This window comes from Pseudomonas viciae (assembly GCF_004786035.1).
GTDB classification, from domain to species: domain Bacteria; phylum Pseudomonadota; class Gammaproteobacteria; order Pseudomonadales; family Pseudomonadaceae; genus Aquipseudomonas; species Aquipseudomonas viciae.
The window spans coordinates 2,645,401-2,668,397 of record NZ_CP035088.1; the positions used below are offsets into that span (position 1 = coordinate 2,645,401).

At 61.8% G+C, this 22,997-nt stretch carries 20 protein-coding genes; 16 read left to right on the top strand and 4 right to left on the bottom strand.

Features of this window, described 5'->3' with window-relative positions; translation table 11 throughout:
* Nucleotides 1–35: 35 nt before the first annotated feature.
* The gene (locus EPZ47_RS12185) at nt 36–1,421 is read right to left on the bottom strand and encodes a sensor histidine kinase (protein WP_135844992.1); all 1,386 of its coding nucleotides are present in this window, start codon (nt 1,419–1,421) and stop codon (nt 36–38) included.
* Entirely contained in the window at nt 1,399–2,082 is a 684-nt protein-coding gene (locus EPZ47_RS12190; protein WP_135844993.1) for a response regulator transcription factor, read from the bottom strand. Before EPZ47_RS12190 ends, EPZ47_RS12185 begins: the two co-directional genes overlap by 23 nt.
* 276 nt (nt 2,083–2,358) lie before the next feature.
* On the opposite strand from EPZ47_RS12190, the gene hcnA reads away from it, so the two are divergent.
* From hcnA to hcnC, 3 genes are read left to right on the top strand one after another with little or no spacing between them, the layout of a single operon-like run.
* Nucleotides 2,359–2,685: a cyanide-forming glycine dehydrogenase subunit HcnA gene (gene hcnA, locus EPZ47_RS12195; RefSeq protein ID WP_135844994.1), complete on the top strand. Its 327-nt coding sequence runs from the start codon at nt 2,359–2,361 to the stop codon at nt 2,683–2,685.
* Nucleotides 2,682–4,091 (top strand): cyanide-forming glycine dehydrogenase subunit HcnB, encoded by a 1,410-nt coding sequence (gene hcnB, locus EPZ47_RS12200; protein WP_135844995.1) that lies wholly within the window; start codon nt 2,682–2,684, stop codon nt 4,089–4,091. Before hcnA ends, hcnB begins: the two co-directional genes overlap by 4 nt.
* Nucleotides 4,084–5,361: a cyanide-forming glycine dehydrogenase subunit HcnC gene (gene hcnC / locus EPZ47_RS12205; RefSeq protein ID WP_135844996.1), complete on the top strand. Its 1,278-nt coding sequence runs from the start codon at nt 4,084–4,086 to the stop codon at nt 5,359–5,361. Before hcnB ends, hcnC begins: the two co-directional genes overlap by 8 nt.
* Before the next feature lie 168 nt (nt 5,362–5,529).
* On the opposite strand, the gene EPZ47_RS12210 is transcribed toward hcnC, so the two are convergent.
* Nucleotides 5,530–6,141, bottom strand: a complete 612-nt coding sequence (locus tag EPZ47_RS12210) for a glutathione S-transferase family protein (RefSeq protein WP_135844997.1) — start codon at nt 6,139–6,141, stop codon at nt 5,530–5,532.
* A gap of 30 nt (nt 6,142–6,171) precedes the next feature.
* Complete coding sequence (locus tag EPZ47_RS12215; protein ID WP_014337867.1) at nt 6,172–7,095, bottom strand: MurR/RpiR family transcriptional regulator; 924 nt, start codon at nt 7,093–7,095, stop codon at nt 6,172–6,174.
* 311 nt (nt 7,096–7,406) lie between these two features.
* Here EPZ47_RS12215 and EPZ47_RS12220 point away from each other — a divergent pair, with 311 nt between their 5' ends.
* From EPZ47_RS12220 to EPZ47_RS12280, 13 genes are all read left to right on the top strand, one after another.
* On the top strand, nt 7,407–9,347 hold the full coding sequence (locus EPZ47_RS12220) for a bifunctional 5-dehydro-2-deoxygluconokinase/5-dehydro-2-deoxyphosphogluconate aldolase (protein ID WP_135844998.1): 1,941 nt from the start codon (nt 7,407–7,409) through the stop codon (nt 9,345–9,347).
* A gap of 158 nt (nt 9,348–9,505) precedes the next feature.
* The gene (gene iolE / locus EPZ47_RS12225; protein ID WP_135844999.1) at nt 9,506–10,399 is read left to right on the top strand and encodes a myo-inosose-2 dehydratase; all 894 of its coding nucleotides are present in this window, start codon (nt 9,506–9,508) and stop codon (nt 10,397–10,399) included.
* A complete protein-coding gene (iolB, locus tag EPZ47_RS12230; protein ID WP_135845000.1) occupies nt 10,396–11,205 on the top strand; it encodes a 5-deoxy-glucuronate isomerase in 810 nt (269 codons plus the stop codon). The genes iolE and iolB overlap by 4 nt, the downstream gene beginning before the upstream one ends.
* 30 nt (nt 11,206–11,235) lie before the next feature.
* Nucleotides 11,236–12,738, top strand: a complete 1,503-nt coding sequence (locus tag EPZ47_RS12235; RefSeq protein WP_135845001.1) for a CoA-acylating methylmalonate-semialdehyde dehydrogenase — start codon at nt 11,236–11,238, stop codon at nt 12,736–12,738.
* A 35-nt stretch (nt 12,739–12,773) separates the two neighbouring features.
* Nucleotides 12,774–13,595, top strand: coding sequence for a TIM barrel protein (locus EPZ47_RS12240; protein WP_135845002.1), 822 nt, complete (start codon nt 12,774–12,776; stop codon nt 13,593–13,595).
* 151 nt (nt 13,596–13,746) lie between these two features.
* Nucleotides 13,747–15,678 (top strand): 3D-(3,5/4)-trihydroxycyclohexane-1,2-dione acylhydrolase (decyclizing), encoded by a 1,932-nt coding sequence (gene iolD / locus EPZ47_RS12250; RefSeq protein ID WP_135845003.1) that lies wholly within the window; start codon nt 13,747–13,749, stop codon nt 15,676–15,678.
* Nucleotides 15,679–15,707: 29 nt separating this feature from the next.
* A complete protein-coding gene (iolG, locus tag EPZ47_RS12255; RefSeq protein WP_135845004.1) occupies nt 15,708–16,718 on the top strand; it encodes a bifunctional inositol 2-dehydrogenase/D-chiro-inositol 1-dehydrogenase in 1,011 nt (336 codons plus the stop codon).
* 160 nt (nt 16,719–16,878) lie between these two features.
* Nucleotides 16,879–17,931 (top strand): Gfo/Idh/MocA family protein, encoded by a 1,053-nt coding sequence (locus EPZ47_RS12260; protein WP_135845005.1) that lies wholly within the window; start codon nt 16,879–16,881, stop codon nt 17,929–17,931.
* Between the two features lie 143 nt (nt 17,932–18,074).
* Nucleotides 18,075–18,227 (top strand): hypothetical protein, encoded by a 153-nt coding sequence (locus EPZ47_RS30205; protein WP_018612770.1) that lies wholly within the window; start codon nt 18,075–18,077, stop codon nt 18,225–18,227.
* 51 nt (nt 18,228–18,278) lie between these two features.
* The gene (locus EPZ47_RS12265; RefSeq protein WP_135845006.1) at nt 18,279–19,205 is read left to right on the top strand and encodes a sugar ABC transporter substrate-binding protein; all 927 of its coding nucleotides are present in this window, start codon (nt 18,279–18,281) and stop codon (nt 19,203–19,205) included.
* Between the two features lie 74 nt (nt 19,206–19,279).
* On the top strand, nt 19,280–20,842 hold the full coding sequence (locus EPZ47_RS12270) for a sugar ABC transporter ATP-binding protein (RefSeq protein ID WP_135845007.1): 1,563 nt from the start codon (nt 19,280–19,282) through the stop codon (nt 20,840–20,842).
* A 68-nt stretch (nt 20,843–20,910) separates the two neighbouring features.
* The gene (locus EPZ47_RS12275) at nt 20,911–21,933 is read left to right on the top strand and encodes an ABC transporter permease (RefSeq protein ID WP_135845008.1); all 1,023 of its coding nucleotides are present in this window, start codon (nt 20,911–20,913) and stop codon (nt 21,931–21,933) included.
* 327 nt (nt 21,934–22,260) lie between these two features.
* A complete protein-coding gene (locus tag EPZ47_RS12280; protein ID WP_003202859.1) occupies nt 22,261–22,665 on the top strand; it encodes a TraR/DksA family transcriptional regulator in 405 nt (134 codons plus the stop codon).
* The last annotated feature ends 332 nt before the right edge of the window (nt 22,666–22,997 follow it).

Sequence of the window (22,997 nt, forward strand, 5' to 3'; positions counted from 1 at the left end):
AAATCCCCTCGCCACAAGTGCGGTCCAGCTCATGTCTACAACAACGTCGCCCGGCAATCGAGTACCAACCGCGCCCCGCCGCGCTCGCTGCTGCCCACTTCCAGCGTGAACCCGTGCAAATTGACAATCGCTGCGACGATCGACAGGCCCAGGCCGAATCCGCCGTGCTGGCTGCTGCCCTCGGCACGATAAAAGCGGCGGAATACGGCCTTGCGCTCCGCCTCAGGGATGCCGGGGCCGGAGTCGAGCACTTCGATGCGGGTACTGTCGCCCTGATCGACCCCGCGCAGAATCACTTCGCCCCCTGGCGGGGTGAACTTGATGGAATTGCTCAGCAGGTTCGACACCGCCTCGAACAGCAACGCACGGTCGCCATTGAGCAGGGGCAGGGCGTCAGGCGCTTCCAGGGTGAAAGTCAGTTGGCCTTCCTCGGCCAGCGGCAGGTAAAAGTCGTGCAGTTCCTGCAATAACTGCAACGGATCGAGGCGCACAAACCCCGAGCGACGCTGTTGGTCTTCCAGTTCGGAAATCCGTAACAAGCCACGAAAGCGCGCCATCAGCGTATCGGTCTCGGCAATCACCTGGTCCATCTGCAGCGCCTCGGGCGAGCCGTCCGGGGCTTCTTGCTGGATGCGATAAAGCTGCGCGCGCAGACGGGTCAGCGGCGTGCGCAGGTCATGGGCGATGTTGTCGCACACGCCCTTGACCTCGTTCATCAAGCGTTCGATGCGCTCGAGCATGGCGTTGACGATCGCCGCCAGCATGTCCAGTTCATCGCGCCGGCTTGAGAGGGGCAGGCGATGGGTCAGGTCGCCGGCGACGATGGCCTCGGCGCTGGCTTGCAGTTTGCGAATACGCTGCAGCGGGCGGCGACGCAGCAGATGCCAGCCGGCAATGCCTGGGAGTATGGTCAGCGACACGCCCCAGAACAGCGCGTGCAAGATGATCCGCGTCACGGCGAACAGCGAGCCGTTGTCCCGCGCCAATACCAGCCAGCGCCCGTCCTGAGTCCGGGTCGCCACCGCGTCGCAACTGTCGGAAGACACGCCGGGGGCGTCGGAATCGACGCAGCCGCCGAGCATGTGGATCCTGCCATCGAGTGGCAGGTCCGCGGGGATCCGCTGGATCGGCCCGCTCAAGTGGTGCAGTTGCGGATCGAACAGACCGTAGGCATCGACGCCGCGCTCGTCCAGCGTCAGGCTGGCCATGAGCGCGTCTTCCAACTGATCGCCGTGGATTCGCGAAAACAGATGCTGGCGCTGCATCAGCGAGTGTTTTGCCAGGCTGTCGAGGTAGCCAAACACTTCGTAATACATCACCCCCATCAGGATCGCGCTCCAGATCACGAACAGCGAACTGTACAGCGCCAGCAGGCGGCTGCTGGAGGAACGCCAGCCCTTAGCAGGGTTCAGCAATGACATAGCCGGAACCCCGTACCGTGCGAATCAGCGGTTCCAGGCCCGGCGGGTCGATCTTCTTGCGCAGGCGGCCAATGTGGACGTCGATCAGATTGGTGCCTGGGTCGAAGTGATAGCCCCAGACTTCCTCGAAAATCATCATGCGCGAGAGGATCTGCCCGCTGTTGCGCATCAGGAATTCCAGCAACTTGTATTCGGTGGGCAGCAGGCTGAGTAATTGCCCGTTGCGACTGGCTTCGCGGCTGATCAGGTTCAGCTCCAGGTCGGCCACCCGCAGCGCGGTTTCCGGCTCGCGGGTACCACTGTTACGTCGCAGCAGCACCTCGACGCGGGCGGCCATTTCGTCGGTGGCGAAGGGCTTGGTCAGGTAGTCGTCGCCACCGGCCCGCAGACCGCGCACCCGTTCATCGACATCGGAAAGGGCGCTGATCATCAGGATCGGCGTGGCCACGCCCATGGTCCGCAGGGTGGTCACGATTACCAGGCCATCGAGCTCGGGCAGCATGCGGTCGAGGGTAATCAGGTCGTAGTCACCGCTTACCGCGCGCTCCAGGCCTTCGCGACCGTTGTCGACCCAGTCGACATCCAGGCCGTTGCGGGTCAGCTCGGCGACGATTTCACGGGCGGTCACGGCGTCGTCTTCGATGGTCAGGATGCGATTCATGGGCGGTACCGTGTTGGGAAGTTGGTGCTCTTGCGCAGCATTCTGCCAAAGAATACCTGTCGGCTTTCTGAAAAAAAGTTCATGAGCCAGCAAGCGGATTCGCTGGCCTGGATCAATACTTGGTCACAAATAATCCCTAACATAAATTTCGTGCGCACTATCATGTTGCGTCTGTCGCCCCGTTTTGGCGCGCTGCCGCTACCGGGTACTGATGCGAACCGGTGATGGTGTGCCGCAAGGAGCCGAGCCCCCACAGACCTTTCAAGGACGAGCAGTATGATGCAACCTCCAGACCTTCTACGCCGAAAATTCGATATCCAGCCGCTGACCCAGGCCGACATGACGGTGCGCCTGGACGGGCAGGCTGTCAGCGCCGCCCAGGGTGAGACCGTTCTCACCGTCATCCAGTCCCTGGGCCAACGTCAAGTGGCCCGCAACGATCACGACCAGATCAGCGGCGCTTACTGCGGCATGGGCGTGTGCCAGTGCTGCCTGGTCAAGATCGACGGTCGCCACAAGCGCCGCGCCTGCCAGACCCTGGTACGTCCCGGCATGCAGGTCGAAACCCGGGCCAACCGCATCACCGAGACGGAGGCGTCATGAGCCTTGATCCGGTGATTGTCGGCGGTGGGCCGGCGGGTATGGCCGCAGCCATTGAGCTGGCCTCCCATGGGGTGCGCAGCACCTTGCTCGAAGAAGCGCCGCGCCTGGGTGGCGTGGTGTATCGCGGACCGTTGCGCGATGGTGTGCGCGTGGATTACCTGGGCCCCCGCTACAGCGAAGCCCTGGAGAAGCTCCACGGTGAATTCCAGCGCTATGCCGGGTTGATCGACGTGCGATTGAGCAGCCGTGTCATTGGCGCCGAAGGCTTCCGGGCGCTGATGCTGCTGGACGTCGACGAGCGCCTGCGCGAGGTTGTCTACTCACATTTGGTCCTGGCGGCCGGTTGTCACGAACGCAGCGTGCCGTTTCCTGGCTGGACCTTGCCGGGGGTGATGATGCTCGGTGGCCTGCAATTGCAGATCAAGAGCGGAGTGGTCAAGCCGCCTGGGCCGGTGGTGATCGCCGGCACCGGCCCGTTGCTGCCGCTGGTGGCTTGCCAACTGCACGCTTCGGGCGTGGCGGTGGCGGGTGTCTATGAGGCCTGCACCTTCGGCAGGATTGCCAAGGAAAGCCTGGCGTTGCTGAACAAGCCGCAGTTGTTCCTCGATGGCCTGAGCATGTTGGCCTATCTCAAGCTCAATCGCATTCCCGTGCGCTATGGCTGGGGCGTGGTCCAGGCGGACGGCGAGGGGGAGTTGAGCCACGTCACCGTCGCGCCGTATTCCAGTACCTGGGAGCCGGACTTGAAACGCGCCGAGGAGGTGCCGGCCCAGACCCTGGCGGTTGGCTACGGGTTTATCCCACGTACTCAGCTGAGCCAGCAGATGGGCCTGGAGCACGGCTTCAGCGATGACGGCTACTTGCGGGCCGTGTCCGATGCCTGGCAACAAAGCAGCGAGGCGCACATTCACCTGGCCGGCGACATGGGCGGGATTCGTGGTGGGGAAGCGGCCATGCTGAGCGGGCGCATCGCAGCGTTGTCGATCCTGATGCAACGCAACGTACTGGATGTGTCCGCCGCCCTGGCGCAGCGCGAGCGGTACCAGGCGCAACTGGAGCGAATCGTTCGCTTTCGCGCCGCTGTGGACCGCTACACCCAGCGTGGCACCGGGCAAACCGCATTGCCGGCTGCCGATACGGTGATTTGCCGCTGCGAGCACGCGACCCGCGCCGACATCGACCGGGCCCTGGAGCAAGGCGTGCAAGACATGGCCAGTCTGAAAATGCGCACCCGCGTCAGCATGGGCGACTGCCAGGGGCGGATGTGCGTCGGCTATTGCAGTGATCGATTGCGCGAAGCCACCGGGCGTGCCGACGTGGGTTGGCTACGACCGCGTTTCCCCATCGATCCGATTCCATTTTCTGCATTCCACGACGCCGACACGGAGGCCGCCCAGCATGATTAAGCATCCAGATCTCAAGGACTACGACGTGGTCATCGCCGGTGGCGGGGTGATCGGGGCCTCCTGTGCCTATCAGCTGTCCAAGCGCAGGCACCTGAAGATCGCCCTGGTCGATGCCAAGCGTCCCGGCAACGCCACCCGTGCCTCGGCCGGCGGCCTGTGGGCCATTGGCGAGTCGGTGGGGCTGGGCTGCGGGGTGATCTTTTTTCGCATGATGTCGGCCAATCGCAAGCGCCAGACCCAGGGTGCCGCCGTGGCGGTGGACGCCAGCACGCCGCACATCCTGCCCCAGTCGTTTTTTGATTTCGCCTTGCAGTCCAACGCGATGTATCCCCAATTGCACCGCGAGTTGATCGACAACCATGGCATGGATTTCAAATTCGAGGAGACCGGGCTCAAGTTCGTGATCTACGACGATGAAGACCGTCTGTACGCCGAGCATATCGTCGCCTGCATTCCCCACCTGGCCGATCAGGTGCGTTGGCTCGACCAGACCGCCCTGCGCGAGGCCGAGCCGAATGTCAGTCATGAGGCCCGTGGCGCGCTGGAGTTCCTGTGTGATCACCAGGTCAGCCCGTTCCGCCTGGCTGACGCCTACACCGAAGGTGCCCGGCAGAACGGTGTCGATATGTTTTTCAACACCAACGTGACGGAAGTCCTGCGCAGTGGTTCGCGGGTCACCGGCGTGAAAACCGCCGAGGCCGGGACTTTCACCTGCCGGACCCTGATCAACGCGACGGGGGCCTGGGCGGCGGACCTGAGCGAGCAAGCCACCGGCGTGCGGATCCCGGTGAAGCCGGTCAAGGGGCAAATCCTGCTGACCGAACGCATGCCGAAAATCCTCAACGGCTGCCTGACCACCAGCGACTGCTACGTGGCGCAGAAAGACAACGGCGAAATCCTGATTGGCAGCACCACGGAAGACAAGGGTTTCGACGTGACCACCACCTACCCCGAGATCGAAGGGCTGGTGCAGGGCGCGGTGCGGTGTATTCCGCAACTGGCCGACATCAACCTGAAACGCACCTGGGCCGGCCTGCGCCCGGGGTCTCCCGATGAATTGCCGATCCTGGGGCCGATGCGTGGCGTGGAAGGCTACCTCAACGCCTGCGGCCATTTCCGCACCGGCATCCTCACTTCGGCCATCACCGGAGTGCTGCTGGACAAACTGGTGAACAACGAACCGTTGCCGCTGGACATCTCGCCATTTCTGGCGGATCGCTTCGAGGTGGCGCCGAAGGCCGTTGAAACAAAGGAAGTGGAGCTGGCTTGAGAATAAGCCCTCGCTAACTACAGAGATTTGTCGTCAACCCTGTGGGAGCCGAGCTTGCTCGCGATGACGGCGGCACATTCAGCATCCATGCAAGCTGACTCACCGCTATCGCGAGCAAGCTCAGCTCCCACAGGGTTTGTGGTGGACACAGGTTCTTGGGTGTCGCCATTATTCCATCGGCGTGCTGGCAAACACCTCCAACCCTTCGGCATAAGCCGTAAACGCGCTGATCAACGGAAAAGCCTTGTCCTGCACCTGGTCCGGCACCACAAGGTTGGTGAAACTCCACGCCACTGCCACAGTGATGCCAGCCTGATCAATCGAGCCGTCGGTGCTCAACGGCTGTTTCTCCAGTTCCTGCTCCAGCATTCCATAGGCCGCGGCCAGTTGGCCTTCCACGCGTTCAACCCACGGCGCATGTTGAATCTCCGTCGGCCGCAGGTTGCGCTCATAGTAAATCTGCACCGATTTTTCGCACGCCGCCAAGGCCAGCCCGATCAGCCGCAGTGAGCGTACTCGTTGTCCAAGATCATCCGGCATCAGGCTTTTGCCCGGTGCGGCCAAGGCCTCGAGATAATCAATGATCAACGTGGAGTCCATCAGCACAGTGCCATCGTCCAGCACCAGGGAAGGGGCCTTGACCACTGGGTTGATGCGCTGGAATTGCTCGAAATGCCTGAACACCGAAACCGATTGGTGTTCCAGGGCAACCCCCAGGCATTTGGCGGAAATGGCGGCGCGGCGCACGTAGGGCGAGTCCAGCATGCCGATCAGTTTCATGGCTTCTCCTTCAATTGATAGCTCGGGGCGTCAGTCCTCGAACCCGACCTGTTCATGGATTTCATCGACCTTGAGTTCCAGCCGGTAGGCCACGGCAATGAACAAGGCCTGGCACAGGCACAACGTGGCACTCAACGAGCGGAAGGCGAACGAGCTGCCTTCGTTCACCAGCAGCACCGCATTGGCGCGCTTGGCCAGGGGCGACAGGTTGCTGTCGGTGATGATCAGTGTCTTGGCCTGATGATGCTGGGCGATGCGCAGGCAGTGCTGGGTTTCCTTGCCGTAGGGCGTGAAGCTGATGGCAATGACCAGGTCGTTGGCCCGCACACTACGCATCTGCTCGCGATAACTGCCCCCCAGGCCGGACACCAGGTGAATGCGTTTATTGGTGTGTTGCAGGTTGTAGACCAGGTAATCGGCCACCGCGAACGAGCGGCGTACACCCACCACATAGATGTTGTCGGCGTTGACCACCAGGTCCACGGCTTTTTCGAAAGCCTGGTCATCCAGCTCCAACCCCAGGCGCTCGATGCCCGACAGGGTGGCGTTGACGCACTCGCGGGCCAGGTCGCCGCCGCTGGCTTTCTGCGACTTGTTGGCGATCATGCTGCGGATGCGCTGCTGGTAGTTCTGCACCGGCGTGGTCTTGTGGGTGTAGGCCTCGCGGAACAACGCCTGCATTTCACTGAAGCCGCTGAAACCGAAGCGTTGCGAGAACCTGACGATGGCCGAGGGGTGCACTTCGCATTCCCGGGCGATGTCGCTGATGCGATCGACCATGATCCGGTCGCTCTGCTGGCTCATGTAGCTGGCGATGCGTTTGAGCTGGCGCGGCAGGCTTTCGTATTCATCGGTAATCAGTTGCAGCAGGCGCTCGGCATTGATCGGAGGGCTGGAGAGGGCGGGTTCGGACGCGCTCTCGGACGGCGCCGGCAGATCATCGGGGCGGGTCATAGAAAATCCTTCTGGCTTGTTCTTATGGGCGGCCCCAAAAGAGGCCGGCCCTCGACAATAGGTTGGCTGGTCGCAGTCTACAGCGTAGGCGCAGGGAAAATCATGGGTGGACAACGTTGCAATAGGTGCTGAAACGATGCACTGCGTCTGGTCCGGTTCAGCTATAGCGTATTGGAAAAAATATTCCACGTAAAAAATTTATAGAATAATTATTGATTATTGGCGGCTGCTCGTTTTAGTCTGCATCCACCAAGAGCGTTGGCGCCGGTTCCGGCGGCAAGCGCAGGCTGATAAAAATAACAGGAGCCAGCATGGGCCAGACTCGTTTTGCCAGTGGGCGTCAATTGGATGTGATCTGCCTGGGACGCCTGGGTGTCGACCTTTACGCGCAGCAAGTCGGAGCGCGCCTGGAAGATGTCTCAAGCTTTGCCAAATACCTGGGTGGTTCGTCGGCCAACATCGCCTTCGGCACGGCGCGATTAGGACTCAAGTCGGCGATGTTGAGCCGGGTCGGCGATGACCACATGGGCCGCTTCCTGGTGGAGTCCCTGGCCCGCGAAGGCTGCGATGTCAGCGGCATCAAGGTCGACCCGCAGCGCCTGACGGCCATGGTCCTGTTGGGTATCAAGGACCGGGAGACCTTTCCCTTGGTGTTCTACCGGGAAAACTGCGCCGACATGGCGCTGCGCGCCGAGGACATCAATGAAACGTTCATTGCCTCCAGCAAGGCGCTGCTGATCACCGGCACTCATTTCTCTACCGAGGACGTCTATAAAGCCAGCACCCAGGCGCTGGATTACGCCGAGAAACACAACGTCAAACGCGTGTTGGACATTGACTATCGCCCGGTACTCTGGGGCCTGGCAGGCAAGGCGGATGGGGAAACCCGGTTCGTCGCCGACCAGAAAGTCAGCCAGCACGTGCAAAGCATCCTGCCGCGTTTTGACCTGATCGTCGGCACCGAAGAAGAATTCCTGATTGCCGGTGGCAGTGAAGACCTGCTGACCGCGCTGCGAACCGTGCGTTCGCTGACGGCTGCCACGCTGGTGGTCAAGCTCGGGCCGCAGGGCTGCACAGTCATCCACGGCGCTATCCCGACCCGACTGGAAGACGGTGCCCTTTATCCTGGGGTACGGGTCGAAGTCCTGAATGTATTGGGCGCCGGTGATGCGTTCATGTCGGGCTTTCTCGCCGGGTGGCTGGAGGACGCCAGCGATGAACGTTGCTGCCAATTGGCCAATGCCTGCGGCGGCCTGGTGGTGTCGCGCCATGCCTGTGCCCCGGCGATGCCGACCCGGGCCGAGCTCGACTATTTATTCAAGAGTCCGGTGCCGATTACCCGGCCGGACCAGGACGCCGTGTTGCAGCGGCTGCATCAGGTCAGCGTGCCACGCAAGGTCTGGAAACAGCTGTTCATCTTTGCGTTCGACCATCGCTGGCAACTGGTGGAACTGGCCCAGAAGAGCGGTCGCGACCTGAGTTGCATTGGTCAGCTCAAGCAACTGTTCATCCAGGCGGTGGAGCGGGTCGAAGCCGACCTGCAGCGTCAGGGTATCGCGGCTGATGTCGGCCTGCTGGCCGATCAACGTTTCGGCCAGGACTCGCTGAACGCTGCGACCGGCCGGGGCTGGTGGGTGGCGCGGCCCGTGGAGGTGCAGAACTCGCGGCCGCTGGCGTTTGAACATGGGCGCTCGATCGGCAGCAATCTGATCGCCTGGCCCCAGGAACAGATCATCAAGTGCCTGGTGCAATTTCACCCCGATGACGAACCGCTGCTGCGCCTCGAACAGGAGGCGCAATTGATGGGGTTGTACAAGGCCTCCCAGGTCAGCGGCCACGAATTGCTGTTGGAAGTCATTCCGCCCAAGGATCACCCCTCGCCGCACCCGGACGTGCTCTATCGCGCCCTCAAGCGCCTCTACAACCTGGGCATTTTCCCGGCGTGGTGGAAGATCGAGGCCCAGAGTGCGCAGGAGTGGAAGCAGCTCGACGAACTGATCCAACAGCGCGATCCGTACTGCCGGGGCGTGGTACTGCTGGGCCTCAACGCCCCGGCTGCCGCCCTGGCCGAAGGTTTCCGCCAGGCCAGCCAGAGCTCCACCTGCCGCGGGTTTGCCGTGGGTCGCACGATCTTCCAGGAACCGAGCCGGGCCTGGCTGGCCGGGGAAATCGATGATGAAACGTTGATCCGGCAAGTGCAGGGCAGGTTTGTGGAGTTGATCGAGGCGTGGCGTGCTGCGCGGGATAGATGAGTTAACGCCAATCCAATGTGGGAGTGGGGTTACTCGCCAAAGCGGTGTGTCGGGCGACATCCATGTTGAATATGCCGCCGCCTTCGCGAGCAAGCCCGCTCCCACAAGTGTTCAGCGTCGTTCTTACTGATTTGTGAAAAACAATAAAAGGTGCAGCCATGCCCGCTATTCGAATTGGCATCAACCCGATTTCCTGGAGCAACGACGACTTGCCATCGTTGGGCGGCGAGACGCCGTTGAGCACGGCGCTGAGCGAAGGCAAGGCCATCGGTTACGAAGGTTTTGAGCTCAACGGCAAGTTCCCCAAGGACGCCAAGGGTGTCGGCGATGTGCTGCGTCCTTATGACCTGGCGTTGGTTTCCGGCTGGTATTCCAGTCGCTTGGCCCAGCGTTCTGCGGCTGAGGAAATCGACGCCATCGCCAGCCATGTCGAGCTGCTGGCGCAGAACGGTGCAACGGTGCTGGTGTATGGCGAAGTCGCCGACTCCATTCAAGGCCAGCGCATTCCTCTGATCGAACGGCCGCGCTTTCACACCGATGAAGCCTGGCAAGCCTACGCTGACAAACTCACCGAGCTGGCACGCTTCACCTTATCCAGGGGCGTGCGCCTGGCCTATCACCACCACATGGGGGCCTACGTCGAATCGCCCGCGGACATCGACAAGTTGATGGCTTTGACCGGCAGTGAAGTGGGCCTGCTATTCGACTCGGGCCACTGCTACATGGGCGGCGGTGAGCCGTTGCAGGTGTTGCGCAAACACATCGAGCGCGTTTGCCATGTGCACTTCAAGGACGTGCGCAAAGCGGTGGTGCAACTGGCGCGCAACAACCTCTGGAGTTTTCCTGACTGCATCATTAACGGCACCTTCACGGTGCCGGGGGACGGTGACATCGATTTCGCCGCGTTGCTCGACGTGCTGCTGGCCGCCGATTACCAAGGCTGGCTGGTGGTCGAAGCCGAGCAGGATCCGGCCGTGGCGCCGAGTTATGTCTACGCCAAGAAAGGCTACGACACCCTGTGCGCCTTGCTGCAAGAGAGGACTGCGTCATGAGCCTGTTGATCAAAAGCCAATCCAGCGGTCGGACCATGGTCGAGCTGCCTGCTGGCGAACTGGAATATGTCGGCTTCACCGCCTACCGTTTGAGCCTTGGTGAAACCTTGCCGGTAGCCGCCGCTGACAAGGAGTTGTGCCTGGTGCTGCTCAGCGGTCGCATCGGCCTCAAGGGCGAAGCGCCGGGGCAGGGCGCCTTTGACTGGGACAACCTCGGTGACCGCCACTCGGTGTTCGAGGACAAATCGCCCTATGCCGCGTATCTGCCGCCCGGCAGCCAGGCCCAGGTGACTGCCCTGAGCGACGTGCAGATTGCCGTGTGTGCCGCGCCGGGTTCTGCGCAAAACAATTACGGCCCACGGCTGATCCGCCCGGACAGCATGAAGCGCAGCGTGCGCGGCAAGGGTGCCAACACCCGGTATGTCTGCGACATCCTGCCCGACAGCGAACCGGCCCATTCGCTGCTAGTGGTGGAAGTGCGCACGCCGTCGGGGCACTCGTCGAGCTACCCGCCCCACAAGCACGACACTGACGACTTGCCGCACCAGAGCTTTCTGGAAGAAACCTATTACCACCAGGTCAACCCGTCCCAGGGCTTTGTGTTCCAGCGGGTCTACACCGACGACCGCAGCATCGACCAGGCCATGGCCGTGGAGAACAGCGACCTGGTGGTGGTGCCCAAGGGCTACCACCCGGTCAGCGTGCCCTATGGGTACGAGTCGTATTACCTGAACGTCATGGCCGGCCCGAAGCGGGTCTGGCAGTTCCATAACGACCCGCAGCACAGTTGGCTGCTCGACCTCTGAATTCCACCCTTTGCACGGAGAACAAGAACAATGAGTGACGCCCCGGTAATAGGCCATTACATCAACGGCCACGTGCAGGACAGCGACAGCGCGCGGTTCAGCAAGGTGTTCAACCCGGCCACTGGCCAGGTGCAGGCCCGGGTCGCCCTGGCCGAACCGGGCACCGTCGATGCGGCGGTGGCCTCGGCGCTGGCGGCGTTTCCGGCCTGGTCCGAGCAATCGTCCCTGCGCCGTTCGCGGGTGATGTTCAAGTTCAAGGAATTGCTCGACCGCCATCACGACGAACTGGCGCAGATCATCAGCCGCGAACACGGCAAGGTCTTGTCCGACGCCCATGGTGAGGTCACCCGGGGCATCGAGATCGTCGAGTACGCCTGCGGTGCGCCGAGCCTGCTCAAGACCGATTTCAGTGACAACATCGGTGGCGGCATCGACAACTGGAACCTGCGCCAGCCCCTGGGCGTGTGCGCCGGTGTCACGCCGTTCAATTTTCCGGTGATGGTGCCGCTGTGGATGATTCCCCTGGCGCTGGTCGCGGGCAACTGCTTCATCCTCAAGCCTTCGGAACGTGACCCGTCCGCCAGTTTGCTGATGGCCCGGTTGCTGACGGAAGCCGGTTTGCCCGACGGTGTGTTCAACGTGGTCCAGGGCGACAAAGTGGCGGTGGATGCGCTGTTGCAGCACCCGGACATCGAAGCCATTTCTTTTGTCGGCTCCACGCCGATCGCCGAGTACATCCATCAGCAGGGTACCGCGAACGGCAAGCGCGTCCAGGCCCTGGGCGGCGCCAAGAATCACATGATTGTCATGCCCGACGCCGACCTCGACCAGGCGGCGGATGCGTTGATCGGTGCGGCCTACGGTTCGGCTGGTGAGCGCTGCATGGCGATTTCCATCGCCGTGGCTGTGGGGGAGGTGGGCGATGAGTTGATTGCCAAACTGTTGCCGCGCATCGATCAGTTGAAGATCGGCGACGGCCAGCAGCCCGGCACCGACATGGGGCCGCTGGTCACCGCCGAGCACAAGGCCAAGGTCGAAGGCTTCATCGACGCCGGCGTGGCCGAGGGCGCTCGGCTGATCGTCGACGGCCGTGGTTTCAAGGTGCCGGGGGCCGAGCAGGGGTTCTTTGTCGGGGCGACGCTGTTCGATCAGGTCAGCGTCGAGATGAGCATCTACCAGCAAGAGATCTTCGGCCCGGTGCTGGGGATCGTTCGCGTGCCGGATTTCGCCACGGCAGTCGCGCTGATCAACGCCCATGAATTCGGCAACGGCGTGTCCTGCTTCACCCGTGACGGCGGCATCGCCCGGGCGTTCGCCCGCAGCATCAAGGTCGGCATGGTCGGCATCAACGTACCGATTCCGGTGCCCATGGCCTGGCATTCCTTTGGCGGCTGGAAGCGCTCGTTGTTCGGCGATCACCATGCCTACGGCGAGGAAGGCCTGCGTTTCTATAGTCGCTACAAAAGCGTGATGCAGCGCTGGCCCGACAGCATTTCCAAGGGGCCTGAATTCAGCATGCCGACTGCCCAATAACTCATTTTTGAATGACTGCCGGAGGGAGAACAACAATGAACAAGCCCCTGCGTTTTGCCCTGAATCGAATGGTTGCCCCGCGCCTGTCACTGCCCGCTTTTATCGACCTGGCCCTGGCGTTGAAAACCGATGCCATCGAGATCCGCAACGATCTGAAGGGTGTCGAGATCGAAGACGGCATGCCGCCGGCCCGCGTGCGTGAGTTGTGCGAGGCGCGGGGCATCAAGGTGCTGTCGATCAACGCCCTGTACCCCTTCGACGTGTGGAATGAAGAGCGCCGTGCCCAGGCCGTGCGCCTGGCCGACTACGCCCGTGAATGCGGTGCCGAGGGGCTGGTGATGTGCCCGCTCAACGATCGCGCCGACCCGCGCAGCGAGGCCGAGCGCGCGGCGGGGCTGCGCACGGCCCTCAGTGAACTGGCGCCGATTCTGCGGGCCTTTGGCATCTACGGTTTCATCGAACCGCTGGGTTTCGAGGAGTGCTCGCTGCGCCGCAAACGCACGGCGGTGGAGGCGATCAAGGCCATTGGCGGGCTCGATGTGTTCCGCCTGGTGCATGACACCTTCCACCATCATCTGGCCGGTGAGCAGGAAGTCTTCCCCGAACTGACCGGGCTGGTGCACATCTCCGGCGTCGAGGATACCCAGGCCCCCTTGGCCACCATCCGCGACGGTCATCGGGTGCTGGTGGGCGAGGCCGACATCCTCGGCAATGCCGCGCAGATCGAGGCGTTGCGGGCCGGTGGTTACGAGGGCTACCTGTCCTTCGAACCGTTTGCCGAGAGCGTCCATGAACTGGCCGACATTCGCCAGGCGCTGGGGGCGAGCATGAATCACCTGCAAAGCTCCCAGGCCTGACCCGATTGTTGACCCGATGAAGATCCCAATGTGGGAGCGGGCTTGCTCGCGAAAGCGGCCGCACATTCAACATTGATGTCGCCTGACACACCGCTTTCGCGAGCAAGCCCGCTCCCACACTTGACCGAGTTGCGTTTGAAAAGGTGCAAGCATGACCACAACACGACTGACCATGGCCCAGGCCCTGGTGAAATTCCTCGATAACCAGTACATCGAGGTCGATGGCGTCCAGAGCAAATTCGTCGCCGGGGTCTTTACCATTTTCGGCCACGGCAACGTGCTGGGCCTGGGCCAGGCGCTGGAGCAGGACAGCGGCGACCTGGTGGTCCATCAAGGCCGCAACGAGCAGGGCATGGCCCATGCCGCCATCGGCTTTGCCAAGCAGCACCTGCGCCGCAAGATCTACGCCTGCAGCTCGTCGGTCGGCCCAGGCGCGGCGAACATGCTGACCGCCGCCGCCACGGCGACGGCCAATCGTATTCCGTTGCTGCTGTTGCCCGGCGACGTCTACGCCAGCCGCCAACCGGACCCGGTGCTGCAACAGATCGAGCAGTTTCACGACCTGAGCATCAGCACCAACGATGCCTTTAAGGCCGTGAGCAAATACTGGGACCGCATCAACCGCCCCGAGCAACTGATGACCGCCGCGATCCATGCGATGCGCGTCTTGACCGACCCGGCCGAAACCGGCGCGGTAACCCTGGCGCTGCCCCAGGACGTACAGGCCGAAGCCTACGATTACCCGGATTACTTCCTGCAGAAACGGGTTCATCGCATCGACCGTCGCCCGGCCACCGAGGCGATGCTCGGCGATGCCCTGGCGCTGCTCAAGGGCAAGCGCCAGCCGTTGATCATCTGCGGTGGCGGTGTGCGGTATTCCGGTGCGAATGCCGCGTTGCAGGCCTTTGCCGAGCGCTTCGACATTCCCTTCGCCGAGACTCAGGCCGGCAAGAGCGCCGTGGTTTCCAGCCACCCGCTGAACGTGGGTGGCGTCGGCGAAACCGGTTGCCTGGCGGCGAATCTGTTGGCCAAGAAAGCCGACCTGATCATCGGTATCGGCACTCGCTACAGCGATTTCACCACAGCCTCGAAATGGCTGTTCCAGCACCCGGACGTGCAATTCCTCAATCTCAACATCAGCCCGTGCGATGCCCTGAAACTCGACGGCGTGCAACTGCTGGCCGACGCGCGTTCGGGCCTGGAGGCACTGTCGGCGGCGATGGGCGACTATCGCGCCGAATGGGGCGGGCAGGTCGCCGATGCCAAGGCCCAGCTGGACGCCGAAGTGGATCGGATCTATCAGGCCGACTTCCAGACCGAGGATTTCGTCCCGGAAATCAACGACCACATGGACCCGGCGGTGTTTCGTGAATTCATCGAGCTCACCGGTTCCTGCCTGACCCAGAGCCGCGTGTTGGGTACGCTCAATGAAAGCCTGGCGGATGACGCCATCATCGTCGCCGCCGCTGGCAGCCTGCCCGGCGACTTGCAACGCAGCTGGCGCAGCAAGGGCGTGAACACCTATCACCTCGAGTACGGCTATTCGTGCATGGGTTACGAGGTGAATGCGGCGCTGGGGGTCAAGCTCGCCGAGCCCGACAAAGAGGTGTACGCCCTGGTGGGTGATGGCTCCTACATGATGCTGCACTCGGAGCTGGCGACCTCGATCCAGGAGCGGCGCAAGATCAATGTGGTACTGCTGGACAACATGACGTTCGGTTGCATCAACAACCTGCAAATGGAACACGGCATGGACAGTTTCGGCACCGAGTTCCGCTTCCGCAACCCGGACACCGGCAAGCTCGACGGCGGTTTCGTGCCGGTGGACTTCGCCATGAGCGCGGCGGCCTATGGCTGCAAGACCTACAAGGTCAAGACCCTCGACGAGCTGCACGCGGCCCTGGCCGATGCGCGGCGGCAAACGGTCTCGACGCTGATCGACATCAAGGTCCTGCCCAAGACCATGATCCACAAATACCTGTCGTGGTGGCGGGTCGGCGTGGCGCAAGTTTCTACCAGCGCCCGCACCGATGCAGTCGCCAAGACCCTCAATGAGCGACTGGCCAAGGCCCGTCAATACTGATTGCCCCACCACTACGAAAGGAGTTTTTCATGTCTTTGAAGCTGGGCGTCATCGGCACCGGGGCCATCGGCCAGGACCATATCCGTCGTTGCAGCCAGACCTTGCTCAACAGCCAGGTGGTGGCGGTGACCGACATCAACCTGCAACAAGCGGCCAAGGTCGTTGCCGATCTCAAGCTGACCGCCGAGGTCTACCCCGACGGTCATGCGTTGATCAAGGCGCCGGACGTGGAGGCGATCCTCGTGACCTCCTGGGGACCGAGCCACGAAGAGTTCGTGCTGGCGGCGATTGCCGCTGGCAAACCGGTGTTCTGTGAAAAGCCCCTGGCCGTCACGGCCGAAGGCTGCCGCAAGATCGTCGAGGCCGAAGTCGCCCACGGCAAGCGCCTGGTGCAGGTCGGTTTCATGCGCCCGTACGATGAAGGTTATCGGGCGCTCAAGGCGGTGATTGACAGTGGGCAGATCGGTGAACCGCTGATGCTGCACTGCGCCCACCGCAACCCGAGCGTCGGCGAGAACTACAAGACCGACATGGCCATCACCGATACCTTGATCCATGAATTGGATGTGTTGCGCTGGCTGCTGGCCGATGACTATGTCTCGGTGCAGGTGGTGTTCCCGCGCAAGACCAGCAAGGCCCTGGCGCACTTGCGGGATCCGCAGATCGTTCTGTTGGAAACCGCGAAGGGCACGCGCATCGACGTGGAGGTGTTCGTCAACTGCCAGTACGGCTACGACATCCAGTGTGAAGTGGTGGGGGAGACCGGCATCGCCAAGCTCCCGGAACCGTCCCAGGTGCAACTGCGCAGCGGCGCCAAGCTGTCCAACGCCATCCTGATGGATTGGAAGGACCGCTTCATCGCTGCCTACGACGTCGAATTGCAGGCCTTCATCGACGGCGTGCGCACCGGGCAGGTGGGCGGTCCGTCGGCCTGGGACGGCTTCGCCGCGGCGGTGGCGGCGGATGCTTGCATTCAAGCGCAGCAGAGCGGGCAGATCGTCAAAGTCGAACTGCCCGAGCGCCCGCGTTTCTACGGCTAACCACAATCGACCGCGTTTCCCTGAAGGTACTCGGTCAATTGTGGGAGCCGAGCTTGCTCGCGATAGCGGTGGGTCAGTCGACATAGTGCAAGCTGATCCGACGCCATCGCGAGCAAGCTCGCTCCCACGGGGCGGTGTTATATCCAAATAAGGAGCTTTCATGCGAATCGGACTAGTGGGCTATGGCAAGGGCGGGCGGTTTTTTCATGCGCCGCTGATCAGCAGCCTGCCGGGGGCTACGTTTGTTGGCGTGGTGACCCGGTCCGCCGAGCGGCGCGAGCAACTGGCGAGTGATTACCCGCACGTCCAGGCCTTCGACACGCTCGAACAATTGGTGGCGGCCGGCGTCGATGCGGTGGTGGTGTCCACGCCGTTGGACGGTCGCCCAGCCGTGGTGATGCAAGCCATCGAACTCGGCGTGGCAGTGGTCAGCGATAAGCCTTTCGCCCAAGACGCTGGGCAAGCCGAGGCCATGGTGTTGGCGGCCGAACGGCGCAATGTGCCGTTGAGCGTGTACCAGAACCGTCGCTGGGATTCGGATTTCCTGACTCTGCGTAAGCTGCTGGCTTCCGGAGCCCTGGGGCAAATCATTCGTTTTGAATCCAGCGTCGAGCGCTATTCGCCGATGTCGGTGGGCAAGGGCAGTGGTGGCGGATTTCTGCGTGACCTGGGCAGTCATCTGGTGGACCAGGCGCTGCAACTGTTCGGGCCGGTGGCCAGGGTGTACGCCGAACTGGATTACCGGCAGCCAGGCCAGGCGTTCGATAACGGCTTCTTCATGTCCTTGACCCATGCCGGTGGCGTGATTTCCCACTTGAGCGGCAATTGTGTGCAAAACGCACCGCGCCCGCGTTTCCGGGTCAATGGCACCGAGGGTTGTTATACCGTCGATGGCCTGGATGGCCAGGAGGCCCAGGCGTTGGCCGGGTTGAGCCCAGCGACCGAGGGTGAGCGCTGGGGCGCCGAAGAACATCGGCGCTGGGGCTGGTTCGAACACGGCACCGAGCGTGAGCGGGTGACCTCGGAGCGAGGCTGCTGGATGGCGTTCTACCAACGCTTGCAAACCGCGTTGCAGGGCTCTGGCCCGCTACCGGTGGAAGCCCGTGATGCGCTGGCGACCACGCGCATCCTCGACGCTGCCAGGCAGAGTGCCGAGCAGGGCGGGGTGGTGTGTTTAACCGTGCCTGTAGGGCATGGAATAAAAAACGAATAAAATTCTAAAATGAGTTGATATGGAAAATATTTTCCAATAAAGTCGATTCCAGGTTACCGACAACCCTGTCCGCTTCTTGCCAAGCCCAGCCTTGAAGAGATGACGGACGAAACAAAAACAAGAAACACAGCTAGGTACCGTCGATGAAAACCTTCAGCCGCTCTGCGTTTCACCTGTCACATCTGCTGCGCCTGTCTGCAGTCCTTCCCCTGTTCGAATCCCTCTGCATCCAGCGCAACGGCGCCATGGTGTGTTGCATGCCCGGCGCACCGATCGTGCGCTTGCCCCGTTCCTGATTCGCTACGCCTTATCCATAAAACCAACAAAAAAGTGGAGAAAGACCGTTCATGAAGACCAAGACCCGTATCGCCTCGCTGGCCCTGTCGTTGATGCTCACCAGCGGCGCTGCCCTGGCGGACCTGAAGATCGGCGTCAGCATGTCCCAGTTCGATGACACCTGGCTGACCTACCTGCGCGAATCCATGGACAAGAAAGCCAAGTCATTCCCGGACGGCGTCACCTTGCAGTTCGAAGACGCGCGCAGTGATGTGGTCAAGCAACTGAGCCAGGTGGAAAGCTTCATCAGCCAGAAGGTCGACGCGCTCATCGTCAACCCGGTGGACACCGCCGCGACCCAGCGCATCACCAAGGCCGCCGTGGCCGCCGGTATTCCCCTGGTGTACGTCAACCGCCGCCCGGACGATCCGAAATTGCCGGAAGGCGTGGTCACCGTGGCCTCCGATGACCTCGAAGCCGGGCGCATGCAGATGCAGTACCTGGCCGACAAGATGGGCGGCAAAGGCGACATCGTGATCCTGTTGGGTGACCTGGCCAACAACTCCACCACGAACCGCACCAAGGGCGTCAAGGAGGTGCTGGCCAAGTATCCGGGCATCAAGATTGAACAGGAACAGACCGGTATCTGGTCGCGAGACAAGGGCATGACCCTGGTCAACGACTGGCTCACCCAGGGCCGCGACTTCCAGGCCGTGGTGTCCAACAACGACGAGATGGCCATCGGTGCCGCGATGGCACTCAAGCAAGCGGGCACCAAGAAAGGCAGCGTATTGATTGCCGGGGTCGATGGTACGCCGGACGGCTTGAACGCCATCAAGAAAGGCGAAATGGCGGTCTCGGTGTTCCAGGACGCCAAGGGCCAGGCCGATGGCTCGATCGATACGGCGGTGAAAATGGTCAAGAAGCAGCCGGTCGAACAGGCCGTCTGGGTGCCGTACCGGCTGATCACGCCGGAAAATGTCGATCAGTTCAAGTGACGTTTTAACGTACCGCCACCACAACAATAAACAGGCAAGGTCGCACGCCGACCTTGCCGAGGGAGTACCTGATCATGTTCGCTTCAGCGACTGCTTCGAGCGCCCCGGCGATGACTGTCCAGCCGGACGTAACACCTGAAGAACCGTACCTGCTGGAAGTCGTCAATGTCAGCAAAGGCTTTCCCGGCGTGGTGGCCCTGTCCGATGTACAGCTGCGGGTCCGTCCTGGTTCCGTGCTGGCCCTGATGGGTGAAAACGGCGCGGGCAAATCCACCCTGATGAAAATCATCGCCGGCATTTACCAGCCGGACGCCGGCGAGCTGCGCCTGCGCGGCAAGCCGATAACCTTCGATACGCCCCTGGCGGCCTTGCAGGCGGGTATTGCGATGATCCATCAGGAACTGAACCTGATGCCGCACATGAGCATTGCCGAAAACATCTGGATCGGCCGCGAGCAGCTCAACGGCCTGCACATGGTCGACCATGGCGAAATGCATCGCTGCACCGCCAGGCTGCTGGAGCGCCTGCGGATCAACCTCGATCCTGAAGAGCAAGTGGGCAACCTGAGCATTGCCGAACGACAGATGGTCGAGATCGCCAAGGCTGTGTCCTACGATTCCGACATCCTGATCATGGACGAACCGACTTCGGCGATCACCGAGACGGAAGTCGCCCATCTGTTCTCGATCATTGCCGACCTCAAGTCCCAGGGTAAGGGCATCATCTACATCACCCATAAAATGAACGAAGTATTCGCCATCGCCGATGAAGTGGCGGTGTTTCGCGACGGCGCCTACATCGGCCTGCAACGGGCTGACAGCATGGATGGCGACAGCCTGATTTCGATGATGGTTGGGCGCGAGTTGAGCCAGTTGTTCCCGGTGCGGGAGCAACCCATCGGTGAATTGGTGCTGTCGGTGCGCGACCTGAGCCTGGACGGCATCTTCAAAGGCGTGTCTTTCGACCTGCATGCCGGGGAAATCCTTGGCATCGCCGGGCTGATGGGTTCGGGCCGGACCAATGTGGCCGAGGCGATTTTCGGCGTAACCCCAAGCACCGGTGGCGAGATCCTGCTGGACGGCCAACCGGTACGCATCAGTGACCCGCACATGGCCATCGAGAAGGGCTTTGCGCTGTTGACCGAGGATCGCAAGCTTAGCGGCCTGTTCCCGTGCCTGTCGGTGCTGGAAAACATGGAAATGGCCGTGTTGCCCCATTACGTCGGCAACGGCTTCATCCAGCAGAAAGCCCTGCGTGCCTTGTGCGAAGACATGTGCAAGAAGCTGCGGGTCAAGACCCCATCCCTTGAGCAGTGCATTGACACCTTGTCCGGCGGCAATCAACAGAAGGCGTTGCTGGCCCGCTGGCTGATGACCAACCCACGCATCCTGATCCTTGACGAGCCGACCCGCGGCATCGACGTGGGGGCCAAGGCCGAGATCTACCGGCTGATTTCCTTCCTCGCCAGCGAGGGTATGGCGGTGATCATGATTTCTTCGGAACTGCCGGAAGTGCTGGGCATGAGCGACCGGGTGATGGTGATGCACGAGGGCGACCTGATGGGCACCCTCGACCGCAGCGAAGCGACCCAGGAGCGGGTGATGCAATTGGCTTCGGGCCTGTCTGCGGTTCATTAGTAGTTAAACGAATCGACGTCGGCGGCGATACCTGCGCCGCTGGCACGCAATAAAAAAGGTGAATGGCTATGAACGCGATACTGGAAAACAAACCCGCGGCCGCACCGGCCAGGACGCGTCGGCGGCTGCCGACGGAACTGAGCATCTTCCTAGTGCTGATTGGCATTGGCCTGGTGTTCGAAATGTTCGGCTGGATCATGCGCGACCAGAGTTTCCTGATGAACTCCCAGCGCCTGGTGCTGATGATCCTGCAAGTATCGATCATTGGCCTACTGGCCATCGGCGTGACCCAGGTGATCATCACCACCGGCATCGACCTGTCGTCCGGCTCGGTGCTGGCGCTGTCGGCCATGATCGCCGCCAGCCTGGCCCAGACTTCGGACTTCGCCCGGGCGGTGTTTCCTTCCCTGACGGACCTGCCGGTGTGGATCCCGGTGGTCGCCGGGCTCGGCGTGGGGCTATTGGCGGGGGCGATCAACGGCAGCATCATCGCCATGACCGGCATTCCGCCGTTTATTGCCACCCTCGGCATGATGGTCTCGGCCCGTGGCCTGGCGCGTTACTACACCGAAGGCCAGCCGGTGAGCATGTTGTCCGATTCCTACACCGCCATCGGCCATGGCGCCATGCCGGTGATCATCTTCCTGGTGGTGGCGGTGATCTTCCACATTGCCCTGCGCTACACCAAGTACGGCAAATACACCTACGCCATCGGCGGCAACATGCAGGCGGCGCGCACTTCCGGGATCAACGTCAAGCGCCACCTGGTGATTGTCTACAGCATCGCCGGGTTGCTGGCGGGGCTGGCCGGGGTGGTCGCCTCGGCGCGGGCGGCGACCGGCCAGGCCGGCATGGGCATGTCTTATGAGCTGGATGCGATTGCGGCGGCGGTGATCGGCGGTACCAGCCTGGCGGGTGGGGTGGGGCGTATCACCGGAACGGTGATCGGGGCGCTGATCCTCGGGGTGATGGCCAGTGGTTTCACCTTCGTCGGTGTCGATGCCTACATCCAGGACATCATCAAGGGGCTGATCATCGTGGTGGCGGTGGTCATCGACCAGTACCGCAACAAGCGTAAACTCAAGCGCTGAAGGTCCCTGTCCTGCGACAAAGCGCCACGCCTGACCCGCGTGGCGTTGCCATTTGTCTTCTTAATACAGCTATTACACTGAATTTCTTGTTATAAACGCACTCCGATGACCGCCAAAAGCCTGTCAGAGAACATTTGAAGGGGTTGTCGGACATTTTCCCTATGTTTTCAGTTGCTGAGGCCTCGACTCGGCCTTAGACTGCCGCCCCTCGTAAATTGAGTGCCGGGTGGCGCTTGGAATAGACGGCGCCTTCCCGATGAGCGCGGCAGCTGCGCTGCGGGACGCTCCATAATTCGCCTTAATGCACGTTTTTTTATAGAGATATCAATGACAAAGGAAAAGTTGCTGGCCATGCCGGCGGATGACTACATGAATGCCGAGCAGCTGGCTTTCTTCACCAAGCTGTTGCAGAACATGAAAGTCGAAACCCACGAGCGCATCGAACAGAACCGAATCGCCATTGAGAGCCTGGACACCCCGGCTGACCCAGCGGACGCTGCTTCCGTAGAAGAAGAGCGGACCTGGCTGGTTAACGCCATCGATCGCGACCAGCGCATGCTGCCTCAGCTGGAGCAGGCCCTGGACCGTATCAACGACGACAGCTTTGGCTGGTGCGACGACAGCGGCGAGCCAATCGGCCTCAAGCGCCTGCTGATCAGCCCGACCACCAAGTACTGCATCGAAGCTCAGGAACGTCACGAGCAGATCGATAAGCACCAACGTCAGGCCTGATTCCCGGCTCAAACAAAGATCGCAGCCTTCTCACCGAAGGCTGCGATCTTTTGTTTTCGTCTCCCGGCTATTTATCTACTCCCGTTGACCTGCTGCAAGAACACGACTAATGGACCATGGATAATGGCTCGGTAGTGGCGTTTAATGCGGTCATAACAACGAGAATTGTGGGTGACGAACATGGCGACAGACGGATCTCTGGCGGGAGCGGTGCCTGCCTCGGTGCCTGGGACAAAAAACGCAGCGCGCTGGCTGACGCCGACCCTGCAGAGTCTCGCCCTGACCTTGCTGCTGTGTGGCATGGCCCTGGGCGGCTGGTCGCTGTACCTGGG